The 25,607-nt window shown below is 39.7% G+C and carries 23 protein-coding genes and 1 pseudogene; 6 read left to right on the top strand and 18 right to left on the bottom strand.

From position 1 onward, the window contains the following. Positions 1–123 precede the first annotated feature (123 nt). Together L1765_RS06785 and L1765_RS06780 are read right to left on the bottom strand one after the other, a co-directional pair. Entirely contained in the window at positions 124–1,776 is a 1,653-nt protein-coding gene (locus tag L1765_RS06785) for an AMP-binding protein (RefSeq protein WP_407942218.1), read from the bottom strand. 53 nt (positions 1,777–1,829) lie between these two features. Then, positions 1,830–2,969 carry an acyl-CoA dehydrogenase gene (locus L1765_RS06780; protein WP_236405900.1) on the bottom strand — a complete coding sequence of 380 codons (1,140 nt, stop codon included), beginning with the start codon at positions 2,967–2,969 and terminating at the stop codon, positions 1,830–1,832. Positions 2,970–3,186: 217 nt separating this feature from the next. Here L1765_RS06780 and L1765_RS06775 point away from each other — a divergent pair, with 217 nt between their 5' ends. After that, entirely contained in the window at positions 3,187–4,077 is an 891-nt protein-coding gene (locus L1765_RS06775) for a cation diffusion facilitator family transporter (protein ID WP_236405899.1), read from the top strand. A 39-nt stretch (positions 4,078–4,116) separates the two neighbouring features. Here the strand turns inward: L1765_RS06775 and L1765_RS06770 are convergent, their stop codons facing one another. The 4 genes from L1765_RS06770 to L1765_RS06755 all read right to left on the bottom strand — a co-directional run bounded on the left by L1765_RS06770 (position 4,117) and on the right by L1765_RS06755 (position 9,046). After that, the gene (locus tag L1765_RS06770; RefSeq protein WP_236405898.1) at positions 4,117–4,542 is read right to left on the bottom strand and encodes a hypothetical protein; all 426 of its coding nucleotides are present in this window, start codon (positions 4,540–4,542) and stop codon (positions 4,117–4,119) included. Between the two features lie 118 nt (positions 4,543–4,660). Next, positions 4,661–5,959: a SpoVR family protein gene (locus L1765_RS06765; protein ID WP_236405897.1), complete on the bottom strand. Its 1,299-nt coding sequence runs from the start codon at positions 5,957–5,959 to the stop codon at positions 4,661–4,663. After that, a complete protein-coding gene (gene yhbH, locus L1765_RS06760; RefSeq protein ID WP_236405896.1) occupies positions 5,956–7,116 on the bottom strand; it encodes a sporulation protein YhbH in 1,161 nt (386 codons plus the stop codon). The genes L1765_RS06765 and yhbH overlap by 4 nt, the downstream gene beginning before the upstream one ends. A gap of 34 nt (positions 7,117–7,150) precedes the next feature. Further along, positions 7,151–9,046 (bottom strand): PrkA family serine protein kinase, encoded by a 1,896-nt coding sequence (locus L1765_RS06755; protein ID WP_236405895.1) that lies wholly within the window; start codon positions 9,044–9,046, stop codon positions 7,151–7,153. 427 nt (positions 9,047–9,473) lie between these two features. On the opposite strand from L1765_RS06755, the gene L1765_RS06750 reads away from it, so the two are divergent. Further along, positions 9,474–9,710 carry a CUE domain-containing protein gene (locus L1765_RS06750; protein ID WP_236405894.1) on the top strand — a complete coding sequence of 79 codons (237 nt, stop codon included), beginning with the start codon at positions 9,474–9,476 and terminating at the stop codon, positions 9,708–9,710. A 179-nt stretch (positions 9,711–9,889) separates the two neighbouring features. Here the strand turns inward: L1765_RS06750 and L1765_RS06745 are convergent, their stop codons facing one another. The 3 genes from L1765_RS06745 to L1765_RS06735 all read right to left on the bottom strand — a co-directional run bounded on the left by L1765_RS06745 (position 9,890) and on the right by L1765_RS06735 (position 12,308). Continuing rightward, on the bottom strand, positions 9,890–10,264 hold the full coding sequence (locus L1765_RS06745; protein ID WP_236405893.1) for a DUF4912 domain-containing protein: 375 nt from the start codon (positions 10,262–10,264) through the stop codon (positions 9,890–9,892). 81 nt (positions 10,265–10,345) lie between these two features. Next, entirely contained in the window at positions 10,346–11,512 is a 1,167-nt protein-coding gene (locus L1765_RS06740; RefSeq protein ID WP_236405891.1) for a M23 family metallopeptidase, read from the bottom strand. 142 nt (positions 11,513–11,654) lie between these two features. After that, complete coding sequence (locus L1765_RS06735; RefSeq protein ID WP_236405889.1) at positions 11,655–12,308, bottom strand: hypothetical protein; 654 nt, start codon at positions 12,306–12,308, stop codon at positions 11,655–11,657. Between the two features lie 403 nt (positions 12,309–12,711). Here L1765_RS06735 and L1765_RS06730 point away from each other — a divergent pair, with 403 nt between their 5' ends. Further along, the gene (locus tag L1765_RS06730; RefSeq protein ID WP_236405886.1) at positions 12,712–12,864 is read left to right on the top strand and encodes a hypothetical protein; all 153 of its coding nucleotides are present in this window, start codon (positions 12,712–12,714) and stop codon (positions 12,862–12,864) included. 231 nt (positions 12,865–13,095) lie between these two features. Here L1765_RS06730 and L1765_RS06725 read toward each other — a convergent pair. Next, positions 13,096–14,383 (bottom strand): annotated as a pseudogene (locus L1765_RS06725) (dicarboxylate/amino acid:cation symporter). 660 nt (positions 14,384–15,043) lie between these two features. Here L1765_RS06725 and L1765_RS06720 point away from each other — a divergent pair. Then, a complete protein-coding gene (locus L1765_RS06720; RefSeq protein WP_236405884.1) occupies positions 15,044–15,952 on the top strand; it encodes a LysR family transcriptional regulator in 909 nt (302 codons plus the stop codon). A gap of 505 nt (positions 15,953–16,457) precedes the next feature. Here the strand turns inward: L1765_RS06720 and L1765_RS06715 are convergent. The 7 genes from L1765_RS06715 to L1765_RS06685 form a co-directional block, all read right to left on the bottom strand. Beyond that, positions 16,458–17,459, bottom strand: coding sequence for a proline racemase family protein (locus tag L1765_RS06715; RefSeq protein WP_236405882.1), 1,002 nt, complete (start codon positions 17,457–17,459; stop codon positions 16,458–16,460). Between the two features lie 15 nt (positions 17,460–17,474). Beyond that, positions 17,475–18,272 carry an ABC transporter permease gene (locus L1765_RS06710; protein ID WP_236405881.1) on the bottom strand — a complete coding sequence of 266 codons (798 nt, stop codon included), beginning with the start codon at positions 18,270–18,272 and terminating at the stop codon, positions 17,475–17,477. A 12-nt stretch (positions 18,273–18,284) separates the two neighbouring features. Beyond that, positions 18,285–19,163 (bottom strand): ABC transporter permease, encoded by an 879-nt coding sequence (locus L1765_RS06705; protein ID WP_236405880.1) that lies wholly within the window; start codon positions 19,161–19,163, stop codon positions 18,285–18,287. Positions 19,164–19,269: 106 nt separating this feature from the next. After that, complete coding sequence (locus L1765_RS06700; RefSeq protein ID WP_236405879.1) at positions 19,270–20,364, bottom strand: ABC transporter substrate-binding protein; 1,095 nt, start codon at positions 20,362–20,364, stop codon at positions 19,270–19,272. Between the two features lie 39 nt (positions 20,365–20,403). Then, positions 20,404–21,468, bottom strand: a complete 1,065-nt coding sequence (locus L1765_RS06695) for an ABC transporter ATP-binding protein (protein ID WP_236405878.1) — start codon at positions 21,466–21,468, stop codon at positions 20,404–20,406. Positions 21,469–21,688: 220 nt separating this feature from the next. Continuing rightward, positions 21,689–22,459, bottom strand: a complete 771-nt coding sequence (locus tag L1765_RS16100) for a PucR family transcriptional regulator (RefSeq protein WP_329609996.1) — start codon at positions 22,457–22,459, stop codon at positions 21,689–21,691. A gap of 15 nt (positions 22,460–22,474) precedes the next feature. Further along, entirely contained in the window at positions 22,475–22,954 is a 480-nt protein-coding gene (locus L1765_RS06685) for a hypothetical protein (RefSeq protein ID WP_236405877.1), read from the bottom strand. A gap of 265 nt (positions 22,955–23,219) precedes the next feature. On the opposite strand from L1765_RS06685, the gene ytzI reads away from it, so the two are divergent. Both ytzI and L1765_RS06675 read left to right on the top strand, forming a co-directional pair. Then, a complete protein-coding gene (gene ytzI / locus L1765_RS06680; protein ID WP_236405876.1) occupies positions 23,220–23,339 on the top strand; it encodes a YtzI protein in 120 nt (39 codons plus the stop codon). 124 nt (positions 23,340–23,463) lie between these two features. Then, on the top strand, positions 23,464–24,348 hold the full coding sequence (locus L1765_RS06675; RefSeq protein ID WP_236405956.1) for a DUF2935 domain-containing protein: 885 nt from the start codon (positions 23,464–23,466) through the stop codon (positions 24,346–24,348). A 136-nt stretch (positions 24,349–24,484) separates the two neighbouring features. Here the strand turns inward: L1765_RS06675 and L1765_RS06670 are convergent, their stop codons facing one another. Then, positions 24,485–25,297: an SDR family NAD(P)-dependent oxidoreductase gene (locus tag L1765_RS06670; RefSeq protein ID WP_236405875.1), complete on the bottom strand. Its 813-nt coding sequence runs from the start codon at positions 25,295–25,297 to the stop codon at positions 24,485–24,487. Positions 25,298–25,607: the final 310 nt, after the last annotated feature.

Below are 25,607 nucleotides of genomic sequence, written 5' to 3'. Positions count from 1 at the left end.
CTTACCACATTATAATCATAATTGACACAAAAAACGAACGAAAGGGTTGGAACTAACAATAAAGAAAACTTGGCTTATGCCAAGTTCCCTGTCCCAAAGACTATTTAACATTGTATCTCACAATTAAGCCGTTTCTATTTCGTTTGCCTGCTGTAAACCTAATTCCTTTATTGCCATTTCCCGCAATTTAAACTTCTGAATTTTTCCCGATGCGGTCATTGGATACTCCTCTACAATCATCACATAACGGGGAATCTTAAATTTGGAAATCTTCCCTTCACAATAGGAACGGATTTCATCCTGGGTCAATTCCACCCCGTCCTTTTTCTTAATGCAAGCCAATACCTGTTCTCCGTACTTTTCATCAGGAACCCCCACAACCTGTACGTCCAATACTTTTGGATGAGTATAAAGAAACTCCTCAATTTCCCTCGGATAAATATTTTCTCCTCCACGAATGATCATATCCTTTAAACGACCAGTAATTTTAAAATATCCCTCTTCATCCATCGTGGCTAGATCTCCGGTGTGGAGCCATCCGTCAGAATCGATGGCTTTTAAGGTTGCTTCAGGCATATTGTAATAGCCCTTCATGACCAGATACCCTCTGGTGCAGAGTTCTCCTTGAACACCAGGAGGTAAAGTTTCCCCCGTGGCGGGATCAATCACTTTCACCTCTACATTGGGCAGTACCCGACCTACTGTTGATACCCGACGCTCAATACTGTCAGAGGTTCTTGTCTGGGTAATCACCGGGGACGATTCCGTCTGCCCGTAAGCGATCGTCACCTCCCTTGCCCCCATCTGTTCTACTACTTTTTTCATGACTTCAATGGGACAGGGAGAACCTGCCATGATTCCTGTCCGCAGGGATGACAGATCATAGGAAGAAAAGTTGGGATGATTTAACTCTGCAATAAACATGGTCGGAACCCCATGAACCGCGGTGCACTTTTCCTGCTGGATGGCTTTTAGTACGGTTTCAGGATTAAACTCGATCACAGGAACCATCGTGGCTCCCAAAGCAGCGCAGGCCAGGGTACCCATCACGCACCCAAAGCAGTGAAAGAAGGGAACGGGAATGCAGAGCCGATCCTCATAGGTTAAATTCATGCATTCAGCCACATTGACGGCATTATTTAAGATATTCATATGGGAAAGCATGACTCCTTTGGGAAAACCGGTTGTTCCTGACGTATACTGCATATTAATAACTTCGTCATAATGGAGCTGGTTCTGACGGTTGGCCAATTCCTCGTCAGAAATCCCATCCCCCATGTTCACAATATCTTCCCACAGGAACATCCCCGGCTTTCTTTCTTCTCCAATGTAAATGACATTTTTTAATTTCGGCAATCTTTCAGACTTTAGTTGACCCGGTTCACAATCCATTAATTCCGGACATATTTCATAAACCATGTCCAAATAGCTTGCTCCTCTGAAACCATCAATCATAAGGAGAGTGGTAGAATCCGACTGTCGAAGAAGGTATTCTAGTTCATGGGTGCGATAACTGGTATTTACGGTGACCAAGACCGCCCCCATTTTGGCGGTTGCAAATTGGGTGGTTACCCATTCCGGAACATTGGTTGCCCAAATGGCTACATGTTCACCCTTTTCTACTCCCAATTTCATGAATCCCTTCGCGACTTGATGAACGATCTGATGAAACTGCCGGTAGTTGTAACGAAGCCCCCTTTCAATATAAACGATGGCATCCCGATCACCATACTTCTCAACTGTTTCATCAAATACTTGCGGGATGGTTTTGTAAATTAATTCAGCCAATGTACCTCACACTCCTTTTTCCCTTCTTGTGATATGGACCGTTAACAACCGATTTCCCTGGCAATGACGTTTCGTTGAATCTCGGAAGTCCCTTCGCCAATCTCCAAAAGTTTAGCATCCCGATACATTCTTTCCACATGATATTCACGCATATATCCATATCCGCCATGAATCTGGATCGCTTCATCACATACCCGAGTACTCATCTCTGAGGCAAACAGCTTTGCAATAGAAGCTTCCTTGGTAAATTTACGGCCTTGATCCTTCAACCAAGCCGCCTTGTAAACCATATTTCTTGCCACTTCAATGTTCATGGCCATATTGGCCAATTTATGCTGGATGGCCTGAAACTTGGACAGGGATTGGCCAAATTGCACCCGCTCCTTTGCATACTGCAATGCTTTTTCAAAAGCACCTTGGGCAAGGCCCACTGCCATAGCTGCAATCCCGATTCTTCCCCCATCAAGGGTAATTAAAAACTGCTTAAATCCTTCCCCTTCTTTTCCCAGTATATTTTCTTCCGGTATACGAACATTCTCCAATATTAATTCAGTCGTATTTGAAGAGTGAAGACCCATTTTTTCATAGTTTGCAATCACTTGAAAACCTGGTGAATGGGTTGGGACGATAAAGGCACTAATCCCCCTTGCCCCCTTTTCCTTGTCTGTTACTGCTGTTAAAGCCAGATATTTTGCATAGCTGGCGTTGGTTATAAAACACTTGGAACCATTAATCACCCATTCAGACCCGTCTTTCATGGCCGTTGTCCTGGTTCCTCCGGCATCAGAACCGGCATTGGGTTCTGTCAGACCGAAGGCGCCAAGGGTTTCCCCGCGAAATAAAGGGGGTAAATATTCCTTCCTTTGCTCCTCAGTCCCAAACAAATAAATGGGAGCACATCCTAGTGAAATATGGGCAGAATAGGTAATTCCAACTGATCCGCATACACGGCTTAGCTCTTCTACCGTAATGGCAAAGCTGACCGTGTCTGCTCCTCCTCCGCCGTATTCTTCGGGAAAAGGGAGACCGAGAAGCTCCAATTCTGCCATTTGTTTGATAATCTCCATGGGAAATTGGCCTGTTCGATCCCTTTCTTCCACCCCGGCGGCCACTACCTCATCAGCAAAATCCCTTACCATCTTCTTTAACATCTGTTGTTCTTGTGTTAAATCAAAGTTCATAGCCCACCCCTCCTCTTGGTATTCTGAGCGTTTGTTCAGTTAATAGGAATAATTATAACCTTTATATATATTCAGATTATTATACAAAAAGGATAATTTTCCTTCTTTTTTGAAGAATATTTAATTTTTTATTTGATATATCAGTTCCGTTTTTCGATATAATATAGGTGGACCACCTTGGAGAAGGATAAATACATAAGTGAAGGGGCAGTGATCGATGAGCCATAGCCACCACCATCATGACCATCCCAATCGTACAAAAGCAGTAGATCAAAATCGCGTGTCCATTTCCATAGCTCTCATTATTACTTCTGCTTTTGTCATTGTTGAAGCAATAGGAGGTTGGATATCCAATAGTCTTGCCCTCCTTTCTGATGCCGGCCATATGTTAAGTGACGCCGCCTCTTTGGGACTCAGCTTATTTGCCATGTGGATAGCCACCAGACCGCCCTCTTCAGAGAAAACCTTCGGCTATTACCGTTTTGAGATTCTCGCTGCCCTTTTTAACGGCCTGGCTTTACTGGGAGTCTCCATCTATATCTATATAGAAGCTTATCATCGGTTTTGGCAGCCACCAGAAGTTGCAAGCCGAATGATGCTTTTCATCGCTTTTATCGGTCTCATTGCCAATTTAGTCTGCGCTTGGATTTTAACAAGGGGAGATGTAAAGGAGAATTTAAATCTGAGAAGCGCCTTTCTTCATGTCATTGGCGATATTTTGGGTTCCCTCGGAGCCATCGGGGCAGGGCTGTTCATCTATTATTTTAATTGGTATATTGCTGATCCTATTATCAGCGTCATCATTGCAACCCTTGTTTTCCTCAGCGGTCTTCGGGTCACCGGTGAATCCCTTCATATCCTAATGGAAGGGACACCAAGGGATATAAACGTCACCCTGCTTGTAGAGACCCTAAAAAAAATACCCGGAGTGAAAAATGTCCATGAACTTCACATCTGGACCATTACATCAGGGTTTCATTCTCTAAGCTGCCATTTAGTGATTCCTTATGGAGAGGATGATCAGGAAATTCTGGAAAATGCTAAAAAGGTGATCCAACAACAATTTGGAATCACCCATACCACCATTGAAATTGAAAGACCATCCTAGCTCATATCCCTTGGAAACAACAAAAACGATACAAATTGATTATCCCCTGTGAATGATGGCATCAATCACTTTTTGCAATTTCACATATTCTGTTTTTTGCAATCCTCTGCGATACTTTGCATACAGATAGGCGGCTTTGCTAAAAGACAATTCGGTATGACAAACGACCCCTTCAACAGAATAAGGGTTATCAAAGAGAACCTGCCAGGTCCCTGATCTCTGATGTTCAGGAATCTTGGCATAAACATCCTTCTTGTATTGAAGAATTTCTTCAAGTTCCTGCCAAATAAACTGCCAAGAAGGACTAATATCCCCCGGGTTAGAAATCTTTACCTTTAGCCCATGAAGGGCTGTTTCTATTTCTGATAAGCCATTTTCATCACATTGGGCCAGCCCATCCTTTATTTGCTGAATCCATTGGTTTAACGTTTGGTAATTTACTTCTATCAGATCAAATTCTTTCAAAAATCTTCCCTCCTAACCCTTTCATTCTACGGATAAAGGAGGGAAGTTGCAAACCCCTTCAGCACATTCCCTCTGCTTTGCTTATGGAACTGCCCACGAATAGAGGTCGTTTGATCATTTAGTTGATAAACTCGTGTTTGAATGTTCCGTCCCAGGAATAGATGATCGGTTTATCATTAATCACCGTTTCCAAATGAACGGGCTCTCCCCAAAGAGCAAATACATAAGGAAGTGTTTTTTCCACATATTTGACATCCAATTCAATTCCCTCATACTGATGAAAAAGCAGCAATTCATTCTTTCCCCGGTAATGATCATCCTTCACGACAAGATAAGGGAATCCGCCATTAATTTTTGATTGGACCAGGCGATCTCTTATTTCCTCCCAATCCTTGCCTACGATTTGATAAATATCCCCTGATTTTCCAAATAGATAAAGATCCAGCTCCTTAATCAGGTCCTTGGTTAAATAGTTTCGCAAAAAGGAAAGATCATGATCCAGGCTCCTCGCTTCAAAACAAGCTTCCAATCCATATTTCCGCTCAATATCTTCAAAGATTTTTAACCCCAAGTGATAAGGATTGATTCCTGTTGGAGAGGGTTGTGTGACACTGGCATTTAATTTGGCAAACTCAAAAGTTTCTTGCTCGGTCAGCTCCATCTTACGCAAAAGACGAAGGTGCCAAAAGGTGGCCCAACCCTCATTCATAATTTTTGTTTCCAACTGGGGCCAGAAGTACATCATTTCATCATGGAGGATAAACAAGATATCCCTTTGCCAAGGTTCCAACCGACCGCTATGTTGAGCGATATACAAAAGGATATCCTTATCCGGGAAGATCCGTTTATCGTTCTCTTTCTGCTCCTGTTCGTCAAAGTGATTGGGAGCTCTTCCCCGCATAGTGCCGTCCCGATAATTTCGCCAGGGATCAATATGCTCCTGAATGGAAAGACCGGCGTCCAATATTTTTTCAACCTCATCCAATCCGTGATCAAATTCGTATTGACGGATTCGCTCCGCAACCACCGCCATATGATTCACCATATCCCGGTTGGTTAATGAAAAGTAGGGGTTGTTTTTGAAAAAGTCGCTGTGACCCAGCACATGGGCGATAATTAATTTATTCTGCAAAAGAGAGTTCCCCTCCAACAGGAAAGCGTAACAGGGGTTGGAATTGATCACCAATTCATAGATGCGGCTAAGATTGTAATCATAATCCATTTTCATCCGGTAAAAGTTTTTTCCAAAGCTCCAGTGATGATATCTTGTCGGCATGCCGTATGCCCCAATGGAATATAAAATATCTGCAGGGCATATTTCAAAATGCATCGGAAAAAAATCCAATCCTTCTTCAAGGGCCAGGGAAGTGATTTGATCAATGGCATCGGCTAACGGTTTCATCTGACTTCCTCTCATGCTGCACCCCCCTCTTTCATTCCAAAGAAGGTTTTTAAAGCCATATAAACATCCTTTTTCTCTTCAATTAAGCATTGGGTAAACCGGGGATGATCTATAGAATGAAACAGGTGCATTAATGTACTTCTTGATCCCCTTCTTCCAATTTCGCCATATCCTACCATATTGCTTACTTCAAGGAGCTTGTTTAACAATGACAAGGCCAGCGGGTTGTCATCAGACCAATTGTCGCCATCGGAAAAATGAAAGGGATAGATGTTATACCGTTGAGGAGGATACCGGTTTTCAATCAATTCCAGGGCCAACTGATAAGCGGAAGAACAGCGGGTTCCGCCGCTTTCCCCCTTTGTAAAAAACTGTTCCTCCGTTACTTCTTTTGCTTCAGTATGATGGGCAATAAAGACAATTTCCACCCTTTGATACCTGGTCCGCAAAAATCGGGTCATCCAGAAGAAGAAACTTCGGGCAATATATTTTTCAAAACTGCCCATGGAACCGGAAGTATCCATCATGGCCATGATGATGGCATTTGTCTCGGGACGATTCACTTCATTCCATGTCTTAAAACGGAGATCTTCCTCGTGTATCGGGCGGTTCATCACGCACCCATCAAGCTGGGTCCTTTTCAGATGGGCCAACAATGTTCTCTTTTTATCGATATTTCCCATGAGTCCTTTTTTTCGGATATCGTCAAAGGTAATGTCTTGGGTATATATCTCGTTTTTTTCTTTGTTTTTCAGGTTGGGAAGGGAAAGATCCTCGAATATCAACTCAGCCAGCTCATCCACCGTAATTTCCGCTTCATAATAATCCTGGCCCGGCTGATTCCCGGCTTGCTCATTCCCCTGTCCCTGACCAGCCCCATCGTTGGCCCGTCCCAATACATCCCCCACCTGACTGTCTCCCTGTCCTTGACCTACATGTTTCTGTTTATCCAGATTAAACTTAAACCGAAACTGTTCAATGGAACGAATGGGTACTTTAATGGTATCCTTACCGTTTGAAAGAATAATAGATTCCTCACTGACAATCTCCGCCAAATTTTTGCGAATGGCATCCTTTACCTTTTTCTTATGTCTTTCCTGATCGGCATACCCTTTGCGGTGAAGGCTCCAGTCTTCCTGGGACAGAATAAATAAGGGATGGTGTTTCTCCATGGGTTCTCACTCCTTTCCATTTCCCTGCTTGCACCTACCTGTTTAACAGACTGCCCACATATTTCAAAAGTTCGTTTGCACAGGTTGCACAATACCCATGATGGTCAATCAACTGTTTCATCACCTCATTCATTCGCTTCAATTGCTGTTCATCCGGCACTTTGCTTGAAGTGGTAATTTTGACGATATCTTTCAGATCGGAAAACAGTTTCTTTTCAATGGCTTCCTTCAGACGTTCATGGGATTGGTAATCAAATGTTTTTCCTTTGCGGGCATAGTACGAGATTCGAATCAAAATTTCCTCCCTGAATGATTTTTTTGCATTTTCGCTCACCCCGATCTGTTCCTCAATCGACCTCATCAGCCTTTCATCAGGCTCCCTGGGCTCTTCTGTAATTGGATCCTTTATTTTTAATCCGCTGCAGTAGGCCTCTACATTGTCCAAATAGTTGTTTAATAGGGTTTTTGCCGATTCTTCAAAGGAATAAACAAAGGCTTTCTGCACTTCTTTTTTTGCCTTTTCATCATACTCCTGCCGGGCAAGGGCGATATAATTCAGATATTTCCCCTTTTCTTCTTCAGAAATGGAAGGATGTTGATCCAACCCGTTTTTTAACGCCCGTAAGATATCCAACGCATTGATACACCGCTTTTCCTCATTGATAAATGCCGTAGAGATTCGGTTGATGACATACCGAGGGTCAATGCCAAACATTCCTTCATCAGGAAACTCCTGTTTTAACTCCTCCACATCCTTTTCATGGTAACCTTCAATATCTCGGCCATCGTAAAGGTACAGCTTCTTTAGCAGGTCGATTCCCCGTTTCTTCGACTCCCTCAGCCGAGTTAAAATGGTAAAGACCGAAGTACTCCAAAGGGCATGTGGAGCAAGATGAACATCTTGTATATCACTCTGTTTAATCAGTTTTTGATAAATTTTTTCCTCTTCCGACACCTTCAAGTTATAGGGGACCTTCATCACAATAATACGGGAATGAAGGGCTTCATTTTTCTTGTTGCTAATAAAATTCCGGTATTCCGTCTCGTTGGTATGGGCAATGATCAGCTCGTCCGCTGAAATTAGCGCAAATCTGCCTGCTTTGAAGTTGCCTTCCTGGGTCAGTGAAAGAAGATTCCATAAAAATTTTTCATCACATTTGAGCATTTCCTGAAATTCCATGAGTCCGCGATTGGCAATGTTTAATTCCCCATCAAACCGGTAGGCCCGGGGATCTGACTCTGAACCATATTGGCTAATGGTCGAAAAATCAATGCTTCCGGTTAAATCGGCAATATCCTGGGATTTCGGATCAGACGGGGCAAACGTTCCAATTCCCACTCTCTTTTCTTCAGAAATCGTAATTCGAACTACCGGAACCTCTTCAATTCTTCCTTGATAGGTTTCCTCTAGGTTAAACCGGCAGACAGGGCATAAGCTTCCTTCCACTTTAATATGATATTCATTTTCAAAATCTTCACGTAATTCTACTGGGATCAAATGGAGGGGATCTTCATTCATCGGACATCCCTTAATAGCATAGAGAGCCCCTTCATCGGTTCGGCTGTACTTTTCAAGCCCCCTTTTCAACATAGTAACAATCGTTGATTTCCCGCCACTTACAGGCCCCATTAGCAGGAGCAATCTTTTCTTTACATCCAAACGCTGGGCAGCAGGACGGAAGTATTCTTCAACTAATTTCTGTATGGCATCTTCCAATCCATATAATTCCTGTTGAAAGAAAGGGTAGATGGTCTTTCCGTTTTCTTCTTCCATCCCGTGAGACATAATCATGGAATAAATTCTGGCATGGGCGGTCTGACTTAACCTCGGGTTTTCCTTAACCATTTTCAAATAATCCAGGAATGTTCCTTCCCACTGCAGTCCCCTATCCTTCTCTCGATGTTCCGACAACTTCTCTAAAAACGGCATACATCCGACCTCCTTCTCATTAAGTTTCTATCAGTTTGCGCCAGAAATGATTTGGGTCAGCATTGATCTAAACAACTGAGACCTCTATGTCTATATAGTTGAACCATATAGAAGTGGAAAAAGGCACCAACTTATATACAGATTAATCTTGTGAACCCTTGTCCATCATTTCTGCATATAAAGTCGGTGCCTTACTGAGATGTCATATATATTCTTTTGTTAGTTTAATTATAGCTTATTTTACAACATTAATAAAGGGAATATTTTGTAAATTCTGTTTTTTGTGATTCGATTTTTGTTTGCCTTATCTTCATAAGTTTTTAATATTTATTGGATAAATTTTAGATAAGGGGTTAGGTATTTTAAGATGATGCCAGAAGTCGAAGTGTTAGTGGGAAGTGTCACTAGGTACAAGTGATTAAGGGAGGTGAGTCATGTGAAGAAGAAAATCATTGCCGGGTTAGTCCTTCTTTTGGTTCTGCTAGCCGGTACAGCGTATGCAGCAACTGATGGTTTCTACAACTTTGAAGACATGCTGCCGTTTATGAAGCAGGTACACCCTGATTGGAGTGACCAAGACCTACAGGATATGTACAATGCTTGCCATGGTGACAATGGTGCAGTTCCCTCCAATACCGGTTATCAGATGATGACCAATCTGTAGTAGAACAAAACCACCGAAGTGGTTTTTGTTCATGTTTTTTGTTCAAAATCACACGTCAGGAAATCGGCGATCCTGCTGATTTGCAGACTGAAAAAGAGACATGCTTCTCTAAGAAACATGTCTCTTTCTTCATTCATTATATATTTATTATTGTATGATTTCTCGCCCGATTTCTGTGTTCAAGAAGCAATCTGAGAAAAAACAGTTTCTGAACGAATGAGTGAATAAAACCTTCCATCTATCATGCGGACTCCCAATTCCACACAATAATCACGATCTTCTTTAACCCCATAAAGCACCCATTGAGGCGCTTCCTGATTAATCAGGAAATCGACGTAATGATCCATCCCGTCCCCCCTTATTTCCCTGTCAGTCACGTCATACAAACGCAGGACAAAAGGAAGTTCCTGAAAGGGTATGGAAAATTGCTCCTCAATATCCATCTTCATTGAATGCGGAATCTCCCATTTGGCTATCAACGTTCTAATATCAGACCATTCCATACGTATATCCGGTCCGTCAGAATCCTTTGTCTCTTTTGACGATAACCTCATTCTTAACAATCGACTCCTTTATTACTTTTTTCTCTATTATTATATCACCGAAATGTCAGAAAATGAATGGACAAAGTTTATTTAGGTGAAAAGCCGACTTAGAACACTACGAATTTCTTTATAATCTAAATATTTCCAGAATAATTCGCCATATATCAAGATATCTGTTTGCAGGTGAAAACCTTCTCTGCTCCCCTCTACTCCATTGCTAGTCCCTGAATTACCTACATAACCAAGACGTTCTCCACGGGCCACTCTCTTTCCAACTTCAATGCCATCTTCTATTCGGGAAAGATGTATATACCTGACCAACACGCCGTTCTCATATTGAACCCATACCGATCTCCCCCGCAATTTGTCCAAAATATATAAAGGAGTGCTTACAGACTGCTTTGATTGTTTTAGTAAATCTTCCCTTTCTTGATAAGTTAATTCTTGGTAATCCAGATCAGCCCTAACCACCACACCATCGGCCATAGATAACACGGGTGTCCGATCATCAATCTGTATTCCGGTAACCCCGCTATACCAATCAATTCCTTCATGAATGCCATTCCTGTAGGTTCTTGGAGCAGCAGGAAGCTGCGAATCTCTCGTGCTTAATTTGGCATTCTCAATAGGAATAGAGAGAAAGGACAAATATCTAATAAGTTCTTCAGAGGTCATATTCTCTAACGCAATATTGGGCTTCGTTTGATCTGTTGAGCCAAAGGCGGGTTTAGAGGGCTTTATGTAATAAATCTCTCCTTCTTTTATCTCTCTTATATCCAACTGTAATGCGTCACTTAAAAAAGAGGTTGGAAAAAACCACTCGTTTTCATTTTCCTTATAAACAAATGAAAACTTTTTAGGAAGGGCAATCCCATTACGAAAAACCACAGGAATTCCCCTGATTATTTCAAAAGACTGCCCTAACACTTCAAATTGTATTGTACCATTGACTTCGTCAAAAGATAACCTCCCATTCAGCTGGGAAATCAATGCTTCAATTGAAAAGAAGAAAGTTCCGTCCTGATTTAAAACCGGCAATGATTGCATCGGCAGACTCTCGGGTTGGGTTTCAACCGGGTCGATTGGTTTAACAGGTTTAACCGGTTCAACCGACGAAGCTGGCTCATCTGATTCAACTGCAGATGGCGAGGAATTTCCCCCTGTCACCTCGTCTATTTCGTTCACATTGGCCACAATAGCAAAAAGAGTTGTTAATCCTGCAACTAATCCTATTATTATCCAAATTTTTTTGTTCATCTTCCCTGTTATCCCTTTCTTTATGTAATTATTTTTACGATATCATTCCTTCATACTATCATTGTAGACGATAATCAATCATTTGGCTAAATAAAAATAGGGACTATCCCAATCACTTTGGGACAGTCCCTTCCAGTTATTCTTATTTTGCTACGATAATGATTTTTTCCCCTACGGGCTGAAATAAATTGCTGTCATCATTTTTAAACTTCATGAGAAGCTTTGCCTTGTAGGTTCCATACGCCTTAAAAGGGATATTCAATTGTTCATTTAAACGAACGGCCCCCTTTGAACCTTCAACCGACAGCTCTTTTCCTTCAACAACCAACTGGTTTTCCTGATTATACACTGCAAATTTAAAGACTGAATCCTCTTTGGGGAGATTTCCGACTTCAGCATAAAAATAAATGGTGAATGTATCTAAAAGCGGAATAATTCCAATGGGTCTAATTAAGAATAGATCATCATTTTTCAGTTCGTATTGGGTGCTAAAATACCTTTCATAATCATCATACGTTATTTTTGTTAAAGCCAACATATTGACATTAGGCTTATAAATATTAAGGGTGCCGTCAGCATTATAGCGGACAATCGCATTTAACTTCCTTGCCAATTCCGTAATCAAGGATATTTTAGGATCCAATACAAAGGAGCTTTCAGAAGGTACAATCTCCTTCCCATTTAAAAGCACTTTGACTGAAGACTCTCCCACAGTTCCAATAGCAGGGGCTGCAGAAACCGTCAAGCCCCCAATCAATAACAAGATGGTCAGCAATAATGAAATTTTCCCTTTCATGTTTGTCCCTCCGCCATTTCCTTTGCCTTTCTACGCAAAGGTTGCCTTCAATTCCATAGTTATTACTTTATACGCATAACCTTCGATTAAGTTGTGGTTCTTTCATGAAAAATTGTATGGAAATTTTCATGATGTGAAAAGATCTAAAATGAACACAGCAAAATTCCTAAAAACATTATCGAACAAAAGACAGAAAAATAATTACTTTGCACGGACAAAGCTATTTGAAGTAGATCATTACAATACATAATTTTTTATTTTTTTAAAAAAAGGGCTTGAGTTTGAAAAAATACTGTATTATAATACACTTAACAATTAACAATGTGTATTATAACAATGCTAACACAAGAAGATTTAAAAAATTTCAGGGAGGTTATTAAAATGGCTGATTGCTACAGATGTAATGGAAATGGTGAAGTCGTTTGTCCGACTTGTCGTGGAGAGAAACAAAATCATGACGGAAAGCATTGCAACCATTGTCATGGTGAAGGAATTGTACACTGTTCATACTGCGGCGGAAACGGATCCCTTGAAGTATGTTAGAAAAATACAATAAATGCGAATCCATATTTTTGCCCTCCAACGAATCATCGCTAGAGGGCATTTTGTTTTTGAAGACTGTTGATCAAGATCAAGGGTTTTTGTTTAATATATTTTCATCAACAGGATAGGAATGCAGAAATTGGTGATACAGTGATTTAAGTCAAACTTGAGTAGAAAGGAAACGCACTAATCAGTAAAGGTAAATAAAATTACTTCTCTTGATCCATTGATATACAGCTTTCCATTACATGATTCGGGCTGCTGATCCTTGATTCGCTCCCACTGGTGCATTTAATTCGCCTTCTGTAGCAGCAACAACCACGGCTGCAGCGCCATCACCGGTTACGTTGACCGACGTTCTAAACATATCTAAAATACGGTCAATCCCTGCAATTAACGCGATCCCTTCCAAAGGGAGGTTAACAGACGTCAATACCATCGTCAACATGATCAGACCCGCTCCCGGTACGCCGGCCGTTCCAATGGAAGCCAATGTGGCCGTCAGTACGATTGTTAATTGTTGTATGAAGGATAAGTCAATGCCGAAAAATTGAGCTACGAACAATGCGGAAACACCTTGATATAGTGCCGTTCCATCCATATTTATGGTTGCTCCTAATGGAAGAACGAAGCTGCTAACATTTTTGGAAACACCTAAATTATCTTCCGCACTTTTGATGGTTACCGGCAAAGTTCCAGCACTGCTAGTGGTACTGAAGGCCACTAAACTTGCAGGTGCTATACCCTTGAAAAATTTGACCGGACTCATTTGGGCGAAAACTTTTACACTCGTGGAATATACGATCAGTGCATGAAGAATACAGCCAATAGCGACAGCTAATATCACCTTTATCAATGGCAATAGTACAGAAATGCCATATTTACCAACTGTTGGTGCAATAAGTCCAAATACTCCTACCGGGGCAAATTTCATGACAACCCCCGTGATTTTATACATCACTTCGGCAAATCCATCGAAAAATTGATAAACCGGTTTCGCCTTTTCTCCAACCATCGTAATTCCAAGACCAAGGAAAATAGCAAAAAAGATGATTTGAAGTATGTTGCCTTGAACTAAACATCCATGACCCGAAGGGTCACAAATTCGGATGAAAATTTTATTTTCATATCAAAGAATCAAAAGGATTGGTGGGTACGATAGCAAGTAATGTAGCTATAAAACCTTCAGACTCTTTAGGTTCCACTTTTACATCGGACGATGCGATATCCAAGCCGCTCCCTGGTGCAAATAGATTTCCAATGATTAAGCCAAGGGATATGGCAATAGCTGTAGTAACTAAATAGAAAAAAATGGTCTTTCCACCCATTCGACCTAGTTTCTTAACATCTCCTGTACTTGCGACCCCTACCACCAAAGAAGCCAATACCAAAGGTGCAATAATAAACTTTATCAATCTTAAAAATAAGTCCCCAAGAGGTTTAACTACTTCAATACTTGGCCCAACAATAGCACCCAAAATAATAGCGACTACAAAAGCGACCATAATTTGAGTTAAAAGATTATTTTTCATTCATTCTGCCTCCCTTAATTATTACGTATTGTCAAAAATGTTTTTATATAAAAGTGAATTTTCCTTGAAAACAAAGGGATGTAATAAAAAAGCCTTGCCACTCCCCTGTTTTTAGGTTATAGATTAGGTATCCACCACCAAATCTCCAAAAGAAAGAGAGCAAAGCAAGGTTTTACCTAATCTTATATCACTTTTATTGATGTATATCAAGATTCAAGAAAAAATTATTGTGTGCCTGACGGGCTCTCTAGTGGGAAAATCTATTACATGCTCTTCTAATGAATAAATTCCCCTTGCATCGCCTATCGCTTCATATTTGATTCATATCTCCTCGTTCAGATTGATTTAATTGGCGATATATTGTTACAGTTTCAAGATAAAGGATCATAAAGCATCCTGGCTTACCATCGCTAACTTACTGATTATCAACTACAAATATCTTCAGGAAAGGCTAACTGATCAATATAAATAAACTCCCCTTTGATAAATCTAAATGCCTTTAATTACCCCTCGCTTAAAATTTGGATTTTTTTCATGTGGTTTAAAGCGCAAGATATTCTACCGATAAATAAGAATCTGTGATATCCTATACCTAATGAATAGGCGAAACCATTAAAATTATTCTAACTTATTTGAATATACCGTTGAGGTGTTACAGTAATGAAAATTGAACAAATCGAAGCCTTTGTTTATGTTGCCTTAACTGGAAGTTTTAGCAAAGCCGGAGAAATTCTATTTCTTTCCCAACCTTCTGTAAGCGCTAGGGTAAAATCATTAGAAAATGAACTAGGAAGCACTCTGTTTAATAGGGTTGGTAAAAACATTATTCTATCGAAGAGTGGAGAAAATTTTCTTCCATACGCTAAAGAAATTTTACATAACGTTCAATCAGGCAAATTAGCTATTCAAAAAGAGAACAATAAAACAGAAGGTAAACTTGTTATTTCTTCTGTGCTTATTGCTGCTTATTACATACTTCCGCAGCTTTTCGAAAAGTTTCAAAAAGCCTATCCAAAAGTGAGATTAGTTATTCATACAGGTCACTCCCACCATGTGTTGGAACAGGTTCTTAATTATGAAGTACCCATTGGCATTTCCCGTGCGGTCAACCACCCTTTGATTGAAACTACCCATTTAATGGATGATGAAATGGTTTTGGTGATATACCCAGACCATCATTTTTCCTCAAGGAAAACGGTCTCGATTGAAGAAGTCGCAAGAGAACCTTTGATCTTATTTAATCGTAGTACGTACGATTGGTCATTAACTTATGGGGTCTTCAAAAACTTAAATATTGAACCAAACGTAGTGATGGAAGTAGATAGTATAGAGGTTATAAAACGAATGGTCAAGAAACAAGTCGGAATTGCCCTACTTCCTCGTTTTTCTATTAATGAAGAATTAGCAAAAAATCAACTACTAAAAGTCAATGTATTGAATATACCCCAACTCAATCGGAATTTTGAACTCATTCATCTAAAAGGTGCAACATTTGAAGGTATTGAAAAGTTATTCATTGACTTTATCGTCAATTATTTTAACCGTAAATCCACTAATTTCTACTTATAGTGCCAACCGCTTTTTTAATTTCAACCTCCAACCCACTGATGGTAATTCTATTAATACCACATTTCAATAATTTTATGTTTTCTACGTTATTCTCGCATCTTCAATTTTTAGATACGAAACAACCTTGGATCGCTAGTAAAATATTTAGTATTTCAGCTATTTTTTATATTAGCATAATTTATACTTTATAAAAATTTAATATTTAAATTCAAAGTATAAAAAACTTCTATACTTGACTCTTGTAAATTCCGTATCTGATCTCTAAAAAAGAGCATACGGGCGGGTGTGCAAGGCGAAAAACCGTTTTTAGGCGGAAAGCTTTAGGTACTGCAGCACCTTATGGAGTGGTTTTTGTGCCAGAGCCTGCCCATACACATAGACAACTAGTTGTCAGAGATCTTTAATATAGGTACTTTAGCCTTTAAAGTTTTTCACAGAAAAAAAAGCTTCACCCTCAAGCAGAAATTCATGATAAAAGCCTGCTGAGAGTGAAGTCTTTATTGAATTATCCAATTAAAAAACCTTCCGGATATGGATCGTCTTTTTCGATGATAAACTGATGCATTCCGGTAATCCATGCCGACCCAGTGATCTGTGGAATCACAGCTTGGTACTTTCCTACTTGCTGGACATCAAGCAGTTTTCCCACAAATGTTGAGTTAATGATACTTTCATGAACAAATTCCACGTGAAGAGCCAGCTTTTTTTTTTGATATAAGGAAGCCATCTTTGCACAAGTTCCTGTACCACAAGGCGATCTGTCGATTTGTCCATTCCCGAAAACAACTACATTGCGGTAATGAATCCCTGGTTTATTGGAAAGTAAGCTAAACTCAACCAGATCAATTTTATTAATCTGAGGGATCAGGGGATGGGCAACCTTCACTTGCTTATTGGCCTCAGTCATAATCAGTTTCCCAAAATATATAAGCTGTTGATGTTCTTCCATCATTAATTTAAGTCCTAGTTGTGCAGCATCGACGATACCGAAGATACTGCCTCCAAAAGCAATATCCATGGTAATCTTTCCTATTTCAGGAAGGTCGATATCAATATCCTGGTATAAAACAAATGATGGAACGTTTTTAAGGCTCACTTCTTTCACGGTATCATTCTCAATTTTCACTTTGCATTCGACAACACCGGCAGGTGTATCCAGTCTAATGACAGGTTTGGGTTTCATGATTCCGGTATTGATGGCAGTTGTTACGGTTCCCATGGTCCCGTGACCGCACATGTTTAAATAACCCTTCGAATCCATAAAAACGACTCCCAGATCACAGGTTTCATCACAGGGTTCCGTTAATATTGCCCCAAACATATCCTTATGGCCTCTAGGTTCGCTCATTAATAATTTTCTTAACCAATCCAGCTCTGATTCCATATACAACTTTTTTTCCATCATGGTTTTTCCAAGGATTCTCGGAGCTCCGCCGGTAATAATTCTGGTTGGCTCACCCATGGTGTGGGAGTCAATAGTTTGAATATAATGTGAAAAACGAATCATAGTCACACCCCATCCTCATGAAAGTCCTTTACGATTGCTAATAAATTTTAATAATTCTATGGCAGCAAACAATGCAACGGAAATTGTGATTAATATGGAGGCGATAGCCGCTATCGTAGGGTCGATTTCCAAACGAATTCCTTCCCACATTTTTACCGGGAGCGTTTTTGCAAACACTCCGGAAACAAATATGGACACAATGAGTTCATCAAAAGATGCAATAAAAGCAAATAATGCCCCTGAAATAAGAGCGGGTGAAATAATTGGGACTGTGACTCTCATAAATGCAATAAAGGGATGAGCTCCTAAACTGATCGCCGCTTGTTCAATACGGATATCAAATCCTCTCAAGGAACCAACTACCGTGGTAATCACATAGGGAATGGCAATGATTGTATGGGCAATCACCAATCCGATAAAGGACCCTTGCAAATTGGTTCGTATAAATAAACTGTATATCGCTACCGCTATGATAATGAGAGGAACAATCATCGGAGTTACCATAATATAGTACAACATACTGTTCCATTTGGAATTGCTTCTGGCCAAAGTAATCGATGCCAATGTTCCTAATATGGTTGCACTTATCATCGTAACAAATCCAACTTTTAAGCTAAAAAAGAAGGAGTTGACCCAGGAATCACTGGAGAAAAAGTTTTTATACCACTGCAAGGAAAAACCTGGTGGCGGAAACTCCAAAAAACGTGAAGGGCTAAATGATATTGGAATTACAATAAATGTAGGCAGTATCAAGAATAATAAAACAAGACATGCAAATGAATAGATCAATATTTTATTCCAATTGATTTTCATAGAATCGCCTCCTTACGGACCAAATGATATTTTTTCCAATCCAAAGTATCTGTTAAATAAATATAGGAGGCCTAATACAACAACTAACAGAACCAAAGCAATGGCTGAACCAAATCCCCAATTAAGCTGCTCACCAATCTGTTGAGCAATAAGCTGAGAAATCATCGTGTCTTTCCGCCCTCCCAGTAACGCAGGTGTCACATAATATCCAATAGAAATGATAAATACTAGAATCGACCCGGCTGCTATTCCCGGAAAGGATAACGGAAGAAACACTTTGGTAAAGGATTTATATGGTGTTGCCCCAAGACTTTGGGCTGATTTGACCAAATCCATGTCAATATTTTTCATCACACTATAAAGCGGAAGAATCATAAAGGGTAGTAAAACATGTACTAAACCAATAATTACCCCAAAGGTATTATGAACCATTTTCATCGGTTCCTCTATGATCCCTAAAGCAAGTAATGTCTTATTTAATATTCCTTCTTTTTGTAAAATAACGATCCAGGCATAGGTTCGAACCAAAAAACTGGTCCAAAACGGCAGTAATACAAAGATTAATAATAGATTGCGAACTCTATCTGGCACAGAGGCCAGCATATAAGCAACTGGATATCCTAGAACCAAGCAAATAAAAGTAACCAATAATCCAGTTTTAATCGTGATCCATAACACCTGAAGATATGCCGGTTCTGAAAAAAAACGGACATAATGCTTCAGGGTGAATGACGGATCCAAAACACTGTTAAAAAGTACTTTAATTAAGGGATAAATAAAGAAAAACAATACAAATATTAATGCTGGGATAGCCAATAAATTTACACCCTGAATAGGAATTCTAGCTTTTTTTTGATCTGCCGTAACCCCGTGAACCAAATCTGGTTTCATACGTTGTCCTCCTTAATATTAGAAAACTTGGCATTTCGCCAAGCCTTGGACGCTGGTGAAACTTTCTTATCTGCTAAGAAAAGAAGTGGGGATATTCATCCCCACATTATTTTAATAGCCACTCCTGAAAACGGTCATTGATGGTTTCAAAGTTATCGTTCCACCAGTTTACATCTAAAATAATTTGCTTATCAAAATTGTCAGGATATGTGGGGAGTGATCTTGCATAAGATTCCTCCATAAAATCAAAGGCCTTTTTATTCGTCGGACCATATGGGATTTCATTTAGCAATTCTGCCTGTGGTTTTCCTTGAGAAGCAAATTGAATAAATTTCATAGCCGTCTCCTTATTTTTCGCTCCTTTCGGTACAACCCATGCCTCTGAGTCTAAAATTCCGTCATCATAGGTAAATGCCAACGGTTGACCCTCTTTGGCAGCGGAAGCGATACGTCCATTCCAGGCTACGGCCATCACTACTTCTTTATCAGAGAGAAGCTGGACTGGTTGAGCTCCCTGTTCCCACCAAACAATTTCATTTTTGATGCTATCCAACTTATTAAAGGCACGATCCACATCTAAAGGATACAACTGATCAGGAGCAACTCCATCAGCCAACAAGGCAATTTCTAAGGTTGTTATCGGTGATTTATATAGTGCTCGTGTACCAGGAAACTTCTCTTTATCAAAGAAGTCAGCCCAACTTTCAGGTGCTTTTCCGTTTGGGAGATTTTCATTATTGTAGGACAGTACGGTTGAATAATAGTCAATATCAACGTTATATTCTCCTACAGCACTTTCCAGCATATCGGTCTTGTCTACAATCGTGTAATCGATGGGTTCCAACAGATCTTCACTGACAAGCTTTGGAACGTCCATTCCTAGTACATCCACAACATCCCATTGAACATTTTCACCCTTAACCATGGCTTTTAGCTTTCCGATATCCACCGGGCTATCTTCTACTAAATTAACACCAGTCTCCTGCTTGAATGGTTCAAACATGGCTTTTCTTTGGGCATCCTGATATGCTCCGCCCCAACTTACCACGACAAGTTGTCCGCCGTCACTTGTCTTATCTGGAGATGAATTTTCTGTCGGTGCAGAACCGGTTTCATCTTTGGTATTTCCACCGCATGCTGCTAAGGATAAAACCAAAATAAAGATAACTGAAAATCCTAACCATTTACTCCATTTTTTCATTAGTGAAAAACCTCCTTTTATCATTATCAATTTTGTTTATTAATGAATTAAAACTCCTTGATTTACTTCCCATCCAATCATCAATTCCTGTCCCTCTCGAACAAATGGAATTTCTTTTGGACTGAGTTTAATTTTTAAATATTCACCTTTTTCTGTGATCACTTGACAGCGGCTTGAATCTCCTAAATAAACGATATCCTGAACAACTACCCGCAGCATATTATCGCCTGGCTCCTCAGGAGATACGATTGAAATAAGCTCCGGACGTATCGCAATGGTCACATTCTTTAACTCTTTGTTTAAGGTAACTGCCCGCAACAGCTCCCCTTTATTTGTTTTTATGATAGCAATTTCCTCTTCCCATCCTACAATTTGTGCATCTATTAAATTGGTTTCACCAATAAACTCCGCAACAAATCGATTATTTGGATGTTCATAAATCTCTCTGGGTGTTCCTAATTGCTCAATTTGTCCGTTGTTGATAATGCAAATTCTTGTAGACATGGTTAACGCTTCTTCCTGATCATGGGTAACTGATACGGTTGTAATTTTTAACTTTTCCTGAAGCTTTTTAATTTCCAACTGCATTTGAACCCTAAGCTGCTTATCCAATGCACCCAACGGTTCATCCAACAACAGAACTGGGGGATCAAATACAACCGCTCTTGCTAAAGCCACCCTCTGTCTTTGCCCTCCGCTAAGCTGACTCGGATAACGGTCTTTAAATTTGGTTAATTGAACAAGCTCAAGAGCTTCCAATGCTTTTTCCTTCATTTTGTCTTTTGACACTTTCCTCATCTTTAATGGAAAGCAAATGTTGTCATAAACCGTCATATGAGGAAATAAAGCATAGTTTTGGAAAACCATTCCTATTCCTCTTTTATGAGGAGGCGAGAAGGTCACATTTTCCGAACCAATTAGAACATCTCCGGATGAAGGGGTTTCAAAGCCTGAGATGATTTTTAACAACGTGGTTTTTCCTGAGCCGCTGGGGCCAAGTATGGTTAAAAATTCGCCATTTTTTACATGTAAAGATGTAGGCTGCAAGGCAGTAAAATCACCATAGTGTTTTTCTACATTTCTTACCTCAACATCAAGTGACATCTAACCCCCCCTTTTTTGGCACATCAGAAAGTACAACATCCTGATTTCAGTTATTTTATATTTTTTGTCGTTTTCCTATTTTCCGTAAATTCATTATATTATCTATACTGTTTTAACACATTGGTTCTCAACCACAATATTTTGACTATTCATTTGTTTCTGAATCACAAATGGACAATAATAAAAAAAACCCCCAATATAGAAGGCTCTTCTCAAAAAGTTATTTAAGATACCGTAAAATTAATAGATCAATATATAGCTGGCATCGTGTATGAAAATCATCAAAATCAATTTTAGCAATTTCCATGATTCTTTTAATTCGATAATTTAAAGTGTTAGGATGAACATAAAGACGCTCAGCCGTCTCTTTTAATTTACAATTGTTCACAAGATACACTTCTAAGGTTTGCAGTAATTCACTTTGATTTTCACGGTCATACTCCATAATCTTTATTAATGATTCATTGAAATAATTATCATTTTTGTTCTTCTCATGGATTGTTGTTAACAGCCGATAAATCCCAAGCTTTGAATATTCTATTAATCGTCTTGATAATTCCGGCTTTAACATACTGACGATATTAATGACTTCCAAGGCTTCCGTATAACTCTTTCCCGCCATTAAGATATTCGTATATTCATTACCAATTCCAACATAAGGAAGAATCAGTTTCTTCTTTTCCATTTGCTCAAATATTTGGTTGACAAATTCATTTGCCAATGTTTGAGAAGATCCTTCGATTAGTGAGGGACTGTCAATGATCACAACGATCTGCTCCCGGTTTTCTATCCAATGAGTGGTTTTACTCGTATAGGTAGAAAATGAACGAATTAAATTTCTAAATTGATCAATCTCCTGGTCTGATGAAAATGAGGCTAAGGAAAAGACGATAAGCGAAAATTTAGCTGGTAATGTTAATCGAATGAGTTCAGCCTCCCGTTTTAAAGCTCGTTCTGTTTTAAATTCACCTTTTAATAGCCGCCAATAAATGTTATCTTTTGCTTCTTATTGTGCCTTTTTCGTACTACTGATCTCTAATAGAATACGGGCAATATGGCCGGAAATATTCTCTAGAAATTGGAATTCCTTTTCTGTTAATGGCGGAAAATCCTCCTGAATCCAAATATACCCAATAACCTGCTTCTGGTATCCAATACTCATAGCTATTCTTTGGGTTAATCCAACTTCTTCTAAAGGGGGGATGCGAATAGGATGATTGGTAGATTCCAATTTGCGAATAATTCCGGCTCGGTTTAAACGGTCTACAACAAAACTGGGGACCTTCTTCTCCAGTATGGTTTTTTGACGGGCAGAATCAACCTCTTGGTGATTCGCACTATACGCAATCAAATCAAAATTCTTTGCTTCAATGGTTACGGGTTTCTTTAGCTCTTGACTAATCACTTCAACCATTTCATGTATGTTATCGATCAAACCATATCTTTCAAATTGATGATCATCGGGATGCTTTATACTATTATGCATTCTATCACCTGTTTCAATAAACGAATTACATTTGATATAGGGATTTATTGCATAAATATTTCACAAAATTTCAAATACCAACGTTAATATTATTTCAATTAACAATATTTTAATATTTTTTGACTAATAATAATATACCATTTTGCATATTTATTTTCCAATATTATAATAGTGATAATTGTTTTAATGTTCCATTTGTCATGCTATAATAATGAAGCAGGAGTCTCAGTAGCACTTATCTATCGGATAATCTTGAGGTGAGAAGATGACAATTATCATTGTAATCTCTATGATCATTATTTTTGCCGTTATCGGAATCTCTGTTTATGTGACAAAAAAAGCTTATTCTATAAAAGAAGAAATTGATGAAATAGAAAAAGACTAACCTATTCATCGGTGAAGGAACCATGGACGACCGCCCATAATAAGCTATATTAGCTTATCTATGATGGGAGGTACTGAAGTTGATCCAACACCCTGATTCAAGTCCTATTCCCGGCCACTTTGTAATGGACCCGCAAAAAGCATTGCTGGTTCCTCCGGAAATGAAAGGTGCACCACTTGAATCGTTAAGTGAAAGAATGTTTATTGAAGGTTCTCTTACCGAAAATCGATTTTGGTTAAGAATTATGAAGGAGCATGCGTTATTTCTTAGTGAAGGATTTAATCGTAAGGACAAAAATCTGATTCAGGAGGCACTTAAATTTTTTGATTTATTTGATCATCTGCTTAAACGGGCCCATTCCATTCCTGAAACAGATCATGCCGTGAGACAGCTAAATGAAGAAAGCATCCAGTCAACGTATGCGTTTCGTAACTTTAAGAGAAATGTCCTGATTTTAATCATCAATTGTAAAATCTCCGGGTTCAATCTTCCGCTGCTGGTAGACCATATTGCACGGGAAGCTGAATATTTTTTAAATACCCTGATTAAATTTAATCAAGGTATTCTCGAGCCTATCCAAGATGCCATTATTCTTGAAAACGTGTTTTGGCTGCGTATTATGATGGAACATTCTCATTTTATTGCCCATTTCCTTGATCCATCAGAACGGAATCTAGTGATGACAGCCCAACAATTTGGGAATGACTTTGATGTTTTATTAGATCAAGCACGGGATGTTGAATCCATGCTGTTAGGGAAAAAACCAACTTATCCTATTATCGGAAAAACAAATGAAGAAAGTCAAAATGCCACAATGGAATTAAGAGACTTCAAAAAAGCATTACTTGAAATGATTAAAAAATGTCAGATCAAGAGTGTCATCAACCCGTTATTAGCTGACCACGTACTTCGTGAAGCCGAGCATTACCTCTTTATGATCAACATCCTTGAAAAAAGATTAAAGGAAAAGAAACGAAACAAGCCTGAAGCTGCAGATGAAGCAAATTAATACACCACCAAAAAAGGGGTGACTCATAAGTATGAGCTGCCCCTTTGTTCATACTACATATTGATTATTGGTATGAATAATACATCAATACCCTGTTGAGTTTAGGTGCTCTAATTTGAATTTTGTGACACCTTCTTTATGTATACCAACCTCCGTTTATATGAAGGACATGTCCATTCGTATAGTTGGAAAACGGTGAGGCGAGGTAAAATATGCCTGCCGCTGCCTCTTCCACCGTACCAGCCCGCTTCTGGGGAATGGATTGCTCAAACATCTGCCTTACCTTTTGTGGAATACCCACTTCCACGCCGTTTACTTTCTCACCCATTTCTTTTGCCTGGGTCAATCGGGTGTCAATCAAACCAAAAGCTACGGCATTACAATTCACATTGAACGGCCCCCATTCCCTGGCCACCGTTTTGGTTAGACCGATTAAACCTGCCTTGGCCGATGAATAGTTGGCCTGCCCAACATTGCCCATAACTCCTGCCACCGATGAAACGTTTACAATCTTTCTATAGTGAAGTGTTCCCTGCTCGATATCCGCCTTGCCCGCATCCCGGAAGTAAGGGGCTGCTTCACGAATCAATCGGAATGGCCCGATTAAGTGTATATCCAGCATGGCCTGAAACTGTTCATCTGTCATTTTGTGTATCATCCCGTCCCAGGTATAACCTGCATTATTAATCAGGATATCCAGCTTGCCAAAGGCTTGAATCGTTTCTCCAATGATCTTTTTGGGAAAATCAGGATCGGTAACATTCCCCACAACAGAGATCGCTGCTCCTCCCTTGGCCCTGATCTCCTTTACCGCTTCAACAGCCGGTTCCGGATCAAGATCCGACACCACCACACGGGCCCCATGTTCCGCCATCATCTCTGCAACGGCACGTCCCACTCCCCTTCCCGAACCGGTAATAATTGCTACCTGGTTTTCCAGCATCTTCATCCCCATTTCCTCCCATTTATACGATATTTTTTGCCCGATGGCTAAGTGCCACTAAAGCTCCCGATGGAACTAAACTTACATGACCCGCAGGGTCACAAATTCTCATGAAAATAATTCCATCCAGTAGTTACCTAGTTACTGTATCATCGTCATCTTCTCATAATGGAAATTGAACAGGGGAATGGTAAGTCGTAAATCTTTATGGTGGTAGCAATATCAGACCCCGCGAACTAAACGGACAGCATCGATCATTGAGCACAAATTCCTGTTGCTGCGAGCACGAATATCAAATTACTGTTTGTCTCTGATC

It is taken from the genome of Microaerobacter geothermalis, from assembly GCF_021608135.1.
Classification (GTDB): Bacteria; Bacillota; Bacilli; order DSM-22679; family DSM-22679; genus Microaerobacter; species Microaerobacter geothermalis.
The sequence above is the reverse complement of the archived record's forward strand: the minus strand, read 5'-3'. Positions and strand labels throughout refer to the sequence as shown.

Excerpts from the sequence above, each read along its gene's own strand:
- L1765_RS06780 (WP_236405900.1), bottom strand. The coding sequence starts at position 2,969 with ATGAACTTTGATTTAACACAAGAACAACAGATGTTAAAGAAGATGGTA.
- L1765_RS06775 (WP_236405899.1), top strand. The coding sequence starts at position 3,187 with ATGAGCCATAGCCACCACCATCATGACCATCCCAATCGTACAAAAGCA.
- L1765_RS06765 (WP_236405897.1), bottom strand. The coding sequence starts at position 5,959 with ATGAGAGGAAGTCAGATGAAACCGTTAGCCGATGCCATTGATCAAATC.
- yhbH (WP_236405896.1), bottom strand. The coding sequence starts at position 7,116 with ATGGAGAAACACCATCCCTTATTTATTCTGTCCCAGGAAGACTGGAGC.
- L1765_RS06755 (WP_236405895.1), bottom strand. The coding sequence starts at position 9,046 with ATGCCGTTTTTAGAGAAGTTGTCGGAACATCGAGAGAAGGATAGGGGA.
- L1765_RS06745 (WP_236405893.1), bottom strand. The coding sequence starts at position 10,264 with ATGAGGTTATCGTCAAAAGAGACAAAGGATTCTGACGGACCGGATATA.
- L1765_RS06740 (WP_236405891.1), bottom strand. The coding sequence starts at position 11,512 with ATGAACAAAAAAATTTGGATAATAATAGGATTAGTTGCAGGATTAACA.
- L1765_RS06735 (WP_236405889.1), bottom strand. The coding sequence starts at position 12,308 with ATGAAAGGGAAAATTTCATTATTGCTGACCATCTTGTTATTGATTGGG.
- L1765_RS06730 (WP_236405886.1), top strand. The coding sequence starts at position 12,712 with ATGGAAATGGTGAAGTCGTTTGTCCGACTTGTCGTGGAGAGAAACAAA.
- L1765_RS06720 (WP_236405884.1), top strand. The coding sequence starts at position 15,044 with ATGAAAATTGAACAAATCGAAGCCTTTGTTTATGTTGCCTTAACTGGA.
- L1765_RS06715 (WP_236405882.1), bottom strand. The coding sequence starts at position 17,459 with ATGATTCGTTTTTCACATTATATTCAAACTATTGACTCCCACACCATG.
- L1765_RS06710 (WP_236405881.1), bottom strand. The coding sequence starts at position 18,272 with ATGAAAATCAATTGGAATAAAATATTGATCTATTCATTTGCATGTCTT.
- L1765_RS06705 (WP_236405880.1), bottom strand. The coding sequence starts at position 19,163 with ATGAAACCAGATTTGGTTCACGGGGTTACGGCAGATCAAAAAAAAGCT.
- L1765_RS06700 (WP_236405879.1), bottom strand. The coding sequence starts at position 20,364 with ATGAAAAAATGGAGTAAATGGTTAGGATTTTCAGTTATCTTTATTTTG.
- L1765_RS06695 (WP_236405878.1), bottom strand. The coding sequence starts at position 21,468 with ATGTCACTTGATGTTGAGGTAAGAAATGTAGAAAAACACTATGGTGAT.
- L1765_RS06685 (WP_236405877.1), bottom strand. The coding sequence starts at position 22,954 with ATGCATAATAGTATAAAGCATCCCGATGATCATCAATTTGAAAGATAT.
- ytzI (WP_236405876.1), top strand. The coding sequence starts at position 23,220 with ATGACAATTATCATTGTAATCTCTATGATCATTATTTTTGCCGTTATC.
- L1765_RS06675 (WP_236405956.1), top strand. The coding sequence starts at position 23,464 with ATGGACCCGCAAAAAGCATTGCTGGTTCCTCCGGAAATGAAAGGTGCA.
- L1765_RS06670 (WP_236405875.1), bottom strand. The coding sequence starts at position 25,297 with ATGAAGATGCTGGAAAACCAGGTAGCAATTATTACCGGTTCGGGAAGG.